An 11840-nucleotide genomic window follows, 5' to 3' on the forward strand; every position below is an offset into this window, starting at 1 on the left:
CTAAAATAGTGCATTAGTAAACTCTTGTGGGGTGGGCATCCTGCCCGCCCGGACGGGTGAGGACACCCATCCCACAATAAAATCTATTGCGACATTTTAGCCTTGACACGCCACTACAAAACCTCAACGTTCCGGTTCATTCCCCAATGCCCCATGCCCAATGCCCTAATCTCCCAAATAAATACCCATACCACGGGCAGTTTTAACTAAAGTTCCGTTGGGATCGACGGCGCTATATTGAGCGATCGCTTCTGTAATTGGTACGCTTAATACTTGGCGATTTTGCCAAGTTACCATACGGTCGTATTTACCTTCTGCAATCAGGTTAACTGCGGCTACACCAAAGGCTGTGGCCACTAATCTATCCAATGGTGAAGCAGTCCCACCGCGTTGAATGTGTCCTAAAACAGTGACTCGTGTTTCTACACCAATGTGCTGAATAACTTCATCAGCTAAATATTCACCTATTCCACCGTATCGAGATTGACCTAAGCGATTTGTAATCGTCAGGTTTTCGCCATTTTGAGTGCGAACAGCTTCAGAAACAATTATTAAACAATAATTTTTGCCTTTCTCTTGGCGTTCTTTAATTTTGTGGCAAATGTGTTCAACTGTGTAGGGAATTTCTGGAATTAATATTACATTTGCTCCGCCTGCAATTCCCGCCGCTATGGCTATGTGTCCGGCGTCACGCCCCATGACTTCCAAAATCATGACTCGGCTATGACTGGCAGCGGTAAAATGTAACCGATCTAATGCTTCCGTGGCAATATTGACTGCTGTATCGAAACCAATGGCATGTTCGGTAATGCCAATATCATTATCAATGGTTTTGGGAATTCCAACTAAATTAATACCACCTTGTTGTGCGAGGCGGCGGAGAATTGCCAAGCTACCATCGCCGCCAATACCAATCAAAGCATCTAAACCTAGTTGATGATAACCTGCAATGATTTCTTGGGAGCGATCGCATACACATCCATCTGCCATTGGAAAAGCAAAAGGATCGCCTTTGTTAGTTGTTCCCAACATTGTGCCACCCGCAGTTAACAACGAATCAACTCGATCTATTTCTAAGTTTGTAAATTGTGGCGGACGCGCCATTAATCCCACAGTTGCTTGATGAATTCCCAAAACCTCCCAGCCATAAGTATTCACAGCACAATTTACTACAGCTCTAATGGCAGCATTCAAGCCAGAACAATCTCCTCCACTGGTAAGAATTCCAATGCGTTTGGGTTCTACCATATCTTTTCTTGACATTTTGATCCAAATATATCTACTAGCCTATTAAACTTAAGCCTGAGTAAGTAATAGATTAAACCTAAACAAACCTCTCACTGTAAATGCAAAGGTAATTTTATGTTGCTTTTATGTTTAAAAACAAAATTATCTTTAATAATTCATAACTTAGAAGTCAGAAGTCAGAATTCAAAATTCAGGAGTCAGAATTCAGGAGTCAGAATATATGATTTTTTTATAAATTTGAAGAAAGTCAAGCATCTAAGGATTCAGAATTCAGTATCCAGGAGTCAAAATTTATGAACTTTTTTATCCGACTTTCAAACTTCAACTTAATAAATTTGAACAAAGTCAACTATCCATAGTGACCTAATCTTTTAACCATTTTCAGGCGTTACTTGCTGCCGTTTCCAGTTTTACTCTTGAATTCTGGATTCTGAATTCTGACAACTAACTGACCCCAGCTGTAAAATATGAGTGTGCAGCTAGTAGTAGATTAAACCTCAAAAAGTAATCCCCGAAAATGCTAGGGTGATTCTATGTCTGTTTTGAAATCGAGAAACAACCAAGTTATTCCAACTCTAAAAATATGAAGGTGGAGCAAAAGGTGACTAGTATTGATAATTACACCTTCTCTTTTTCAGGAGAAGTAACAATCCCTGTGGCTCCTCCTGATTTTAAATCAGGTTTTATCGGCATTATCGGTCGGCCAAATGTCGGTAAATCTACTTTGATGAATGAATTAGTAGGGCAAAAAATAGCCATAACATCACCAGTAGCGCAAACCACACGTAACCGTTTGCGAGGGATTTTAACTACATCAGAGGCGCAGTTAATATTTGTAGATACACCAGGAATTCATAAGCCGCACCATCAATTAGGGGAAGTATTGGTGCAAAATGCCAAAATAGCCATTGAATCTGTAGATGTAGTGCTGTTTGTGGTAGATGGGTCGGTAGTCTGTGGAGCAGGCGATCGCTACATTGCCGATTTGCTCAGTCGCAGCCAAACACCAGTAGTTATGGGTTTGAACAAAATCGACCAACAACCAGCCGATTCGCAGTTTTTAGATGATAGTTACGCCCAGATGGCCAAGTCCCATGAATGGGAAATCGTCAAATTTTCCGCCAAGACAAGCGCAGGATTACCACAACTGCAACAATTATTAATTCAACATTTAGAAATCGGCCCGTTATATTATCCGCCAGACTTGGTAACCGACCAGCCAGAACGCTTTATAATGGGCGAATTAATCCGAGAACAAATTATACTTTTAACTCGTGAAGAAGTACCCCATTCAGTGGCGATCGCCATTGACCAAGTAGAAGAAACTCCCAACATCACCCGCGTACTAGCCACCATCAACGTCGAACGCGATTCCCAAAAAGGCATACTCATTGGTAAAGGCGGTTCAATGCTCAAAGCAATTGGTAGCGCCGCCCGCGAACAAATCCAAAAATTAATAGCCGGCAAAGTCTACCTAGAACTATTCGTCAAAGTCGAGCCAAAATGGCGACAATCGCGGGTAAGTTTAGCTGAGTTAGGTTATCGCGTGGAAGAATAAAAGAAGTTAGGAGTTAGGAGTTAATGAAGTTAGGAGTTAAAAGTTAAAAGTTAGGAGTTAGGAGTTAATGAAGTTAGGAGTTGGGAGTTAGAGACTTAGGCAACTCTCCATTTTTAGCTGTCATAGGTAGGTTTTTTGGATTAAAGCAATTAATTTTTTGGATTTTAGAACTAAGATAATTGTTTAAAATGTCAAGTACAAATTCAAGATTTCATATTTTGACTCACCAACGTCCTAACTCGTAACTATTAATTTCTAACTTTTAACTCTGAACTCCTAACTCCTAACTCCTAACTCCTAACTCCTCACTCCTAACTCTTAACTCTTAGATTTATGTTAAAAGTATTAATTGTTGAAGACGATCCAATGATGCAACTGGGATTAGAGCAATCTTTAATGGCTCATCCCGATTTGGAAATTGTTGGACAAGCTGAAGATGGGTATTTGGGGGTGCAAGCTGCACTGCAACTCAAACCAGATGTGGTGGTTATGGACATTGGATTACCACGATTGGATGGGATTGCAGCGACGCAGCAAATTAAAGCCGCGCTACCTGCAACTCATGTAGTGATGTTGACATCCCATCAAACGGAGACAGAAATTATTGCAGCCCTATCTAGCGGTGCAGATGCATATTGTATTAAAGGTGCAAGTGTGGAACGATTGTTAAATGCGATCGCTGCCGCAGTTGATGGTGCAGCTTATCTCGATCCGCAAATTGCCCGACGAGTAATTGACAACCTCAAACCGCCTTCACCTACCAACAACACTGCCAATTTATCTGCGCGTGAATTAGAAGTATTAAAACTCATGGTAGACGGATTGAGCAACCCAGAAATTGCACAAAAACTTTATCTCAGCCCCAACACCGTTAAAACTCATGTCCGAGGAATTATGAATAAATTAGCAGTGGACGATCGCGTACAAGCGGCGGTAGTTGCATTGCGTTCAGGTTTAGTTTAATTACCTGATAATTCTCTTTAACGACTAAATATTGATAGCACTGACACAAAAACTCTCCGAAACTCTTATTTCTCTGTGTCCTCTGCGTCCTCTGTGGTTTGAAATTTTGGATTTTGAAGTTTTAATCCAAAATCCAAAATTGCGAGTCTAAAGTCCAGTGATTTATCTGTTTATTCATCTATCTATTTAGTTTTGATGTCCGCGTTCAACGTCTTGTGATATCAAAACTTGGTGTAGATGCTCAGTATCTCCCTGTTCTTTTTCCGACAACTCTTGTGCTTTTCCTTCCCATGAGTAATTGCAAATTTTAGTACTCAGTACTAAACCTAGTGTTTTGTTAATCAAAAACGCAAAGCTATCGATAAAAATAAAATCCAAAGTTCGACTAATCATAAATTCCTTTTCAACTTTGTAGGATCGACTAATATTTTCTACAAATGAGACAATGTAGTTTCCAGAAATTTACTATCTCAACATTTGTGAATTTATAATTCCTACAAACAAAAACTGCTGTGATATAGCCACAGCAGTCTTAAATCATTAGTGAAATCTTAGTGTCCAGGCTGTTGTTTATCTGGAGTTGACATTCAACATTTATCACTGATATTTTTCTATATCTAAAGACATAGATATTAAGGGGTGTAGGGTTACACCCCCTAATAAAATTAATTCATGTATTTACTTCAACAGCCTGAAAAATAACATGACAAGGATTAAAAATTAATTAGTAGTGGACGATGGCGTGGAATCCTGCATGGTATTGTTAACGCTAGATTTAATTGATTCTTTATTAGAAGTTGCTAGATAGATACCTCCTATAATTAAAGCCAGTCCTAGCAAATTAAAAATACTCAAATTTTCCGAAAACAGTATCCAAGCAAGAATCGCCACAATCACTGGATTTAGTAACAGTAGTAATGAAATGAATCCTGAAGAAAAAGTTTTCAAGCTGTATACAATCAGGCCATGACCCAAAGCTTCACAAATCGCACCTAGAGCAAATACTACTAACCACCCTGATAAGGTAACTGGGAAAACTTGTTTTTCAAAGATTAAAACTACTGGTATCATCAATGAAGTTGCGATCGCACAACGCCACACCAGTATAGTGAGAATTGAAAATTTATTACGAATCTGCTCGATCAGTAAAAAGTTTGCCGCATAAAAAACCGATGAAATGACGGAAACAACATCACCAGTAATATTATTATTAGAGCGCAATAAATCTTCAAATCCAACAGCAATGGCACCCACTACAGCCAAAATCAAACCGATGATAAATTTGCGCCCAAAAATTTGACCAAAAAATAGCCATCCACCCAATGTAGTGAATATGGGATTGAGACTACCCAAGGCGTTAGCATTAGCAGCGCCAGTTTGAGTTAGCGCCCAAGTCCAAGATAATCGACCCAAGACATGAACCAAACCCACGCCTACTAAGAATAATATCTCTTTAATTGCATAACGCTGCTCTGGTAAAATTGGTTTATCATCTTTAATTTGAGTATTTACTTGGTTAATTCCACTCCATAATCCAAAGATAATAGTTGCTATCCACAAGCGATTAAATAATGTAGCAACAGCACTCATTTGGCTAACAGCAATTTTAATAAAAATTGCCGTTGTAGATAAAGCTAATAATGCACTTATGACTGTTATTATCGGCAGAATGTTTGAAGCTTTATCAGATTTTTCTTGTCTTAGGCTTAATTTATTTTCTACCATTTGATTATTATTGATGAAACAAACTGCCAATTTTCAATTGGTCATTGGTCATTAGTCATTAGTGATTGGTCATTTAGTGATAATAAAGGGTAAAAGACTGTCTTTTCCTATGGGAGATGCTGGGCTGCGCGAATACGTAAAAAAGTACAGTTTAGACGCCTATGAGTTTATTACTATTGGCATTACTGAGGTAATAGTGCCAGAGAAGTCTTGCAGCGATCGCTCGCCAAGGTCGCCAGTGTAGGGTCATTGCTTCTAATTGTGTTGGTGTTGGACGTGTCTCTAGGTTTTTCAGCTTTTGTAAAGCGATCGCTAATGCTAAATCCCCTTTGGGAAAGACATCAGGACGTTGCAATGCCATGAGTAAATAAATATCAACTGTCCAATCTCCAATCCCTTTGAGACGTTTTAATTGAGTTCTGATAGCAGTTTCGTCCATTTTTGAGAACTTCCCAAGGTCAAGTTCACCACTGGCGACGACATCCGCCAACCCACGACAGTATAAAATTTTTTGGCGACTGAATCCAATCCCTTTTAATTGAGCATCATCTAATGTGAGAAAATTTTCAGGCGTCAATGTTACAACAATTCCAGATAAACGTCTAAATACAGCTTTTGCAGCAGCTAGGGAAACTTGCTGTTCCAGAATTATGCACACAAGGGTTGCAAAACCCGGTTCTCTTGACCATATTGGTGGAGGCCCCAGTGTTTCTAAAATCTGAGCCAAATCGCTATCAAGATTGGCAAGCACCATTAAACCACGGCTAAAACTTTCTTCAGTCAGCGATTCTAGTTCAGGCATTTGAGTCATGTTTTAAACAAGTCTCATATCTAGTAATTACTAATGTATCAACTTTCACGCAAAGCAAATGCAGCAAAATTCCAACATAAATCCAATCAAAACTCAGAATACTGGTGTATCGAAACTAAATCATGAGTTCCCCACTTTTTGCCCCAATAGCCGCGAACAATGGCGAAAATGGTTAGAAACAAACCATCTTACTTCTTCTGGAGTGTGGCTCATCTATTACAAAGTCAAAAGTGGTAAACCAAGTGTTCGATATAGCGAAGCAGTAAAAGAAGCCTTATGTTTTGGTTGGATTGATAGTAAAGTCAAATCATTAGATGAAGAACGTTATATGCAAATTTTCACACCTCGAAAACCCAAAAGTGTGTGGTCAAAATTAAATAAACAATATATTGAAGAACTTATCGAACAAGGTTTGATTGCGAAAGCAGGTCTAGACAAAATTGCAATGGCAAAACAAAATGGCTCGTGGAATTCTTTAGATGCCATTGAAGCATTAATTATTCCTTCAGATTTAAATCAGGCATTAGAAGCAAACAAAACTGCTAAAGATTATTTTGAAGCATTGAGTAATTCATCCAAAAAGAATATCCTTTTTTGGATTGAGAGTGCTAAACGTCCACAAACAAGGTTGAAAAGAATCGAACAAATTGTTAATTCCGCAGCACAGAATAAAAGCCCGTTGTGACGTTGAATTTTTCAAATGTTAGTTAATTTGAATTAAAATTATATTTTTAAGTAGGTGGACACAATTATTTACAAGACGCATTTCGACTTCTCCCAAGGAGAGACGCTACGCCAAGCAAGATCCTGTTCGCGTAGCGTCTCGTTCGCTCTTAGCGTCTCGTAGACAAGAGAAGGGTACGCTCAATGCTCGCTAAGCTGATTCCAAGAGGGTTGAATGCAGCCGAAACCCGGCGATATCGAGTTAGGTTTAATTTAGTCTGTTTACTTAAAATACAAAAAAAATGACTTTTACAATTGAGTAAGATTCATAAATAAAGGCGTACCGATGTACGCCTATATAATGAATTCATTAATGACAAAGTTTTTTCCAAAATGGTTGAATTAAATGCATGTTAATTAAAAGATGTTGAGAATTGATTAGGATCTAAATCAGTAGGAAATACTACAATTTCGACACCTTCTTGTTTTGCTTTGTGGCACAATAAAATTGCCTTTTTTAAAGAGCAATATTTAATTGGAACCCACCCGTCGCTATAAAAGTAGACAGTTACTCGGCTCATTGCATACTCTTTCAACGGTAGTGGAAGATGCCAGGACGAGTCCACGATTTGACCCTTACCTGTTGAGTCCATGCTTTGAACCTCAGTTACTAAGTATATTTACCTCAGCGATTTCCTCCACTACTTTCGCCTACTCAGGTGAGTATTAGTAACTATCATAGGTAATAAAAGAATTTATCTTAAAGTCGCAACTTTCAGACATCTGAAGGAGTGTTAAAAAAATATTCAATAGAAGACTTTTGAGTGTTGACTGTTAACTGTGAACCGTCAACAGTCAACACTTTAAGCAGAATAATTTATTTTTTCGAGTTCCCTTAACTACTTGTTCACTACTTGTAACCGCTGAGTTACCATCGTCATTCCATTACCCCGTAGAATTACGGCAGAAATCCATTGGCTACCAGCAAGAGATGGTGCTTGTCCTTCTTTAAAGACTCCGCCAGATGTGAGCAATTGTAAATCCACCGATGTAGGGTTGAGATATTTTTCTGGTCGAATGGGTTCCTCTAGGGCCGTTCCTAAGAGAAAATCATCACCAAGTGGTTCTTGAACGATGGCATCAAAATTATACTTTTGTCCAATTTTCACTTGTTGTGGTAATTTCACATCAACTTGTGGCGGATTGCTTCCAGAGGTAAGTTGCGTGCGTTCTGACAAAATGTCTTGGCGGACTATTTTGCCACCAACGACGCGTTGACGCGATTTGATGGTGGCATTTAAAGCTAAATTTTTACTGTTAGCAGAGGGTGAACCAAGGATATTAGTTTCTGTTTCGGCAATAATGGCGTTACCTTCGGATTTTGCAGACAGTAGTTTAGTACTGTATTGCAATTTTGGATATCGTTGCCAAAGTGAAACTAGGGATTTTTCCAAGGTTTGGAGATTTAACCCATCCCCATGAGTGAAATTCGGCGCGTAAAACTGTAACACCCCTTTAATATCGCCCTTGCTGGCAGCAGCATCAACCTGTGCTAGGAGGTTTTTCAGTTCGGCTGGTGCATTTGGGGTTGTAGTTGCTTGGACTAATTGCTGTGGTGTAGTGGCTTGAGTTTCTTGCCAAGCATTTGTTAAACCAAGTGTTAACAGGAATGAAATCAGCCCGATGCTGGTTGATAATTTAAGTTGGCGTTTCACTAAAATGTTAGTCATTGGTGAGAATTTACTGATTTGATTAGAGAAGGTAAGGAAATTGCTTTATCTTAGTTAACCTAGACGCTAAACGGTAGAGGTTTGATGGCAAACGCACCGATAAAATTATTAATAGCTGCCAGTGGCACTGGTGGACATTTGTTTCCAGCGATCGCACTAGCTGAAAAACTGCCAGATTATCAAATAGAGTGGCTAGGAGTACCCAATCGCCTAGAAACTGAACTTGTCCCTCAAGAGTACCCCTTGAATACTATTGCAGTTGAAGGGTTTCAGCAAGGGTTTGGCATTTCTTCCCTTCGCACTTTAACCAGACTTGCAGGTTCAATTTTCCAAGTAAGGCGAATTCTCAAACAAGGAAATTTTCAAGGAGTTTTTACCACAGGCGGTTATATTGCTGGCCCTGCGGTAATTGCGGCGCGTTCCCTTGGTTTACCGGTGATTTTCCACGAATCTAACGCTTTGCCAGGTAAAGTAACTCGCTTTTTTGGCCCTTGGTGTAGTGTGGTAGCCTTGGGATTTGAAGTTGCTATTAAGTATTTACCCCGTGCTAAAAATGTCTGCGTTGGCACTCCTGTCAGGGCGCAGTTTCTCGATGGTGGAATCAATACACCGCTTGATTTAGCTATTCCCGATGGTGTTCCTTTAATTGTCGTCTTTGGTGGTAGCCAAGGTGCAGTTGGTATCAATAAATTAGTGCGCGAATGTGCAAACGCTTGGTTTGATGCTGGGGTTTATGTAGTACATTTAACTGGCGATCGCGATCCCGATGCCGATAGCCTCAAACATCCACAATACATTGCTTTACCTTTTTACAACAATATGGCGGCATTGTTGCGACGGGCTACCATTGCCATTAGTCGTTCTGGTGCTGGTAGCTTGACAGAATTGGCAATTTGTGGAACTCCAGCGATTTTGATTCCTTATCCCTTTGCCGCAGAAGACCACCAATCCTACAATGCAGAAGTATTCACCAAAGCAGGAGCAGCCTTAACCCTCAAGCAATCACAGTTGACAGCACAACAATTGCAAAGTAATGTGTTGAATTTATTGCACTCGCCCCAAGAGTTAGTCAAGATGGGGGAAAAAGCAAAGGCGATCGCAGTTCCAGATAGTGCTGAAAAATTGGCACAGTTAGTGCGTGAGGTAGTAGAAACCTAAAAATTGAAAATTAAAAATACAAATTTATTTTCAATTTGAAAAGCGATGGTGGCAGATAAATCACCCAAAATCTAATTTATTAACTCTTGTATAAAGCGGTTGCAGTATAGTTTTAAAATCAAAACTTACCTTAAAACCCAGATACCAAAAAACTTTTGCCAGCCTATTGCCTGCTATACTTCAACATTTAAAATCAAAACGAAAATGGTATTATTTAACCAAAAATTCCGGCTCACAGTGGGTTGCGCTGGTTTATTACTAGTAGGTTTAGCCAGTAGCTATCTATATACTCAATCAAAAACTAAATACCTCACGACACAAGCACAAGGCTTGACTCAACAAGAAAATTCTGCCTTACTGCAACCACATATTTCTTTGACTTCAAATCAAGTTCCTCATACACTCACCTCCAGCTTTCAAAATTCTTTTGTAGCTCCACAAAAAACAGACAAGCAAAATTTCCCTTCATCTTCACAGGATTTGTTAGCTGCATCTACATCCTATCCAGTGGTTGATGAATTTAAAAAATATAAATATAGCGTTAAAGGCAGCCAAGTTTTTTCTTCAGTCAAACTCCCAGGTAATAAGGTTAACTTCAATCAAACAGATTTATTAACTGTTCTTGTCAATACTAGAAAATATTTTCAAGAATACGCTTCCCAAGACCCAGATATTCAGCGTACAGGAATTCTTGCTACTCAAGGAATTACAATCCAAGATGTCCTCAAAACTTTGGACTTCATGAGTGCAGTTTTAAAAGAAGATATTGCTAACCGTCGAGCTAGTCGCTTACAAGACCCAAAATTTATTAATGCTAACTTTCGAGTTATTAAATGGACTGCCTATAACCCCAAAAATAAACAACAAAAACAATTAAGAATTACTAAATACGCCGTTTTTACTCATAGTGGTTCTCGTAAGAAAACCTCTACCTTTAATACAGGAATTTATAGCCTCAAAGACAACTCTAATAGCGATAAATTCTACACTAGATACACAAAACAAGATGTTTTGTCAGGTATTTACGAACCAGGGGGTCGAGAATATGGCAAAGTTCAAAGTCTTGCTTATTTAACCAGAACTGGCTTAGAAGAAGCACTGATGCAGGGAACAGTTCTGATTAATTTTACAGATGGTTATAAGGCATTTTTTAACGTAGATAGAAATAATGGCATGGCTTATGTCCGTGGATTGAAACCAACAGCGCAAAAGCGTTATTGGTATTTTAGAGAAGTTGATGCCATTAAAGGTTACGGATACAAAATAGATGCGAAAATTTCCATCAAACCAGGAGTCACCTTTGCTGGAGATGTTCTCAACGTTGGTTTAGGCAAAGTAATTGTGATTGAGCAGACTAGGGGAGGTCGCAAACATCTGCAAATGGGAGTGATGGCTGATACAGGTGGAGCATTTCTACCCAATCTTTATCAACTCGATTTTTTGGCAGGCATTTTTAAGAATCAAAAAGAATTTGGTCAGTATGTCACCCAATTACCTGATTATGCTACAGCATATTTCTTGGTGAAAAAGTAAGTAAAAGGGAACAGTCAACAGGGAACAGGGAACAGGGACTGGAGGCTTTAGGGACTTACAAGTAAAAAAATATTCTATAGAAGACTGTTGACCGTTGACAGTGAACAGTCAACGACCTAAATCGTAATGATTTATTTTTTGGAGTTCCCTTAGACCTCCACCAACGCATACCACTACTTGCTGAGGAACTGTACTTCGTAAGCTAACCAATAAGTAAAAGTAATCATTGCCATTGACTCTGCAAAATTCACAGCACTTGATTAATTTTTGTAAAGCAGTGTAAAGTATACTCACAGGTGAAAACAAAACCGCCTGATACATACATAAATTCAAACGCAATCATAAAACAATGACAGCAACCATTCAACAGCGCCAAAGCGCCAACGTATGGGGTCGCTTCGCCAACTGGATAACCAGCACCAACAACCGCTTATACATAGGTTGGTTCGGC

Annotated in this window: 10 protein-coding genes; 5 read left to right on the top strand and 5 right to left on the bottom strand. The window is 39.2% G+C overall.

Annotation, left to right across the window (positions count from 1 at the left end):
* Nucleotides 1–165 precede the first annotated feature (165 nt).
* Nucleotides 166–1248 (bottom strand): ATP-dependent 6-phosphofructokinase, encoded by a 1083-nt coding sequence (locus GNE10_RS24025; protein WP_099066049.1) that lies wholly within the window; start codon nt 1246–1248, stop codon nt 166–168.
* A 583-nt stretch (nt 1249–1831) separates the two neighbouring features.
* On the opposite strand from GNE10_RS24025, the gene era reads away from it, so the two are divergent.
* Together era and GNE10_RS24035 are read left to right on the top strand one after the other, a co-directional pair.
* The gene (era, locus tag GNE10_RS24030) at nt 1832–2806 is read left to right on the top strand and encodes a GTPase Era (protein ID WP_185567309.1); all 975 of its coding nucleotides are present in this window, start codon (nt 1832–1834) and stop codon (nt 2804–2806) included.
* Between the two features lie 333 nt (nt 2807–3139).
* Nucleotides 3140–3769, top strand: a complete 630-nt coding sequence (locus GNE10_RS24035; RefSeq protein WP_185567310.1) for a response regulator transcription factor — start codon at nt 3140–3142, stop codon at nt 3767–3769.
* A 186-nt stretch (nt 3770–3955) separates the two neighbouring features.
* On the opposite strand, the gene GNE10_RS24040 is transcribed toward GNE10_RS24035, so the two are convergent.
* The 3 genes from GNE10_RS24040 to GNE10_RS24050 form a co-directional block, all read right to left on the bottom strand.
* Nucleotides 3956–4162 (bottom strand): hypothetical protein, encoded by a 207-nt coding sequence (locus GNE10_RS24040; RefSeq protein WP_185567311.1) that lies wholly within the window; start codon nt 4160–4162, stop codon nt 3956–3958.
* Between the two features lie 327 nt (nt 4163–4489).
* Nucleotides 4490–5494, bottom strand: a complete 1005-nt coding sequence (locus GNE10_RS24045; protein WP_185567312.1) for a DMT family transporter — start codon at nt 5492–5494, stop codon at nt 4490–4492.
* Nucleotides 5495–5645: 151 nt separating this feature from the next.
* Nucleotides 5646–6296: a DNA-3-methyladenine glycosylase gene (locus tag GNE10_RS24050; protein WP_185567313.1), complete on the bottom strand. Its 651-nt coding sequence runs from the start codon at nt 6294–6296 to the stop codon at nt 5646–5648.
* A 67-nt stretch (nt 6297–6363) separates the two neighbouring features.
* On the opposite strand from GNE10_RS24050, the gene GNE10_RS24055 reads away from it, so the two are divergent.
* Entirely contained in the window at nt 6364–6990 is a 627-nt protein-coding gene (locus GNE10_RS24055; RefSeq protein ID WP_185567314.1) for a YdeI family protein, read from the top strand.
* An 877-nt stretch (nt 6991–7867) separates the two neighbouring features.
* Here GNE10_RS24055 and GNE10_RS24060 read toward each other — a convergent pair.
* Nucleotides 7868–8698 (bottom strand): nuclear transport factor 2 family protein, encoded by an 831-nt coding sequence (locus tag GNE10_RS24060; RefSeq protein WP_185567315.1) that lies wholly within the window; start codon nt 8696–8698, stop codon nt 7868–7870.
* An 84-nt stretch (nt 8699–8782) separates the two neighbouring features.
* On the opposite strand from GNE10_RS24060, the gene murG reads away from it, so the two are divergent.
* Both murG and GNE10_RS24070 read left to right on the top strand, forming a co-directional pair.
* A complete protein-coding gene (gene murG / locus GNE10_RS24065; RefSeq protein WP_185567316.1) occupies nt 8783–9856 on the top strand; it encodes an undecaprenyldiphospho-muramoylpentapeptide beta-N-acetylglucosaminyltransferase in 1074 nt (357 codons plus the stop codon).
* Between the two features lie 204 nt (nt 9857–10060).
* Nucleotides 10061–11389, top strand: coding sequence for a hypothetical protein (locus tag GNE10_RS24070; RefSeq protein WP_185567317.1), 1329 nt, complete (start codon nt 10061–10063; stop codon nt 11387–11389).
* Nucleotides 11390–11840 lie beyond the last annotated feature (451 nt).

This window comes from Nostoc sp. 2RC (assembly GCF_014222165.1).
Taxonomy (GTDB): Bacteria; Cyanobacteriota; Cyanobacteriia; order Cyanobacteriales; family Nostocaceae; genus Nostoc; species Nostoc linckia.

What these genes read in the sequence shown, in the direction of transcription:
- era (WP_185567309.1), top strand. Translation starts at nt 1,832, where the DNA reads ATGAAGGTGGAGCAAAAGGTGACTAGTATTGATAATTACACCTTCTCT.
- GNE10_RS24055 (WP_185567314.1), top strand. Translation starts at nt 6,364, where the DNA reads ATGCAGCAAAATTCCAACATAAATCCAATCAAAACTCAGAATACTGGT.
- murG (WP_185567316.1), top strand. Translation starts at nt 8,783, where the DNA reads ATGGCAAACGCACCGATAAAATTATTAATAGCTGCCAGTGGCACTGGT.
- GNE10_RS24025 (WP_099066049.1), bottom strand. Translation starts at nt 1,248, where the DNA reads ATGGTAGAACCCAAACGCATTGGAATTCTTACCAGTGGAGGAGATTGT.
- GNE10_RS24070 (WP_185567317.1), top strand. Translation starts at nt 10,061, where the DNA reads ATGGTATTATTTAACCAAAAATTCCGGCTCACAGTGGGTTGCGCTGGT.
- GNE10_RS24045 (WP_185567312.1), bottom strand. Translation starts at nt 5,494, where the DNA reads ATGGTAGAAAATAAATTAAGCCTAAGACAAGAAAAATCTGATAAAGCT.
- GNE10_RS24060 (WP_185567315.1), bottom strand. Translation starts at nt 8,698, where the DNA reads ATGACTAACATTTTAGTGAAACGCCAACTTAAATTATCAACCAGCATC.
- GNE10_RS24035 (WP_185567310.1), top strand. Translation starts at nt 3,140, where the DNA reads ATGTTAAAAGTATTAATTGTTGAAGACGATCCAATGATGCAACTGGGA.
- GNE10_RS24050 (WP_185567313.1), bottom strand. Translation starts at nt 6,296, where the DNA reads ATGCCTGAACTAGAATCGCTGACTGAAGAAAGTTTTAGCCGTGGTTTA.
- GNE10_RS24040 (WP_185567311.1), bottom strand. Translation starts at nt 4,162, where the DNA reads ATGATTAGTCGAACTTTGGATTTTATTTTTATCGATAGCTTTGCGTTT.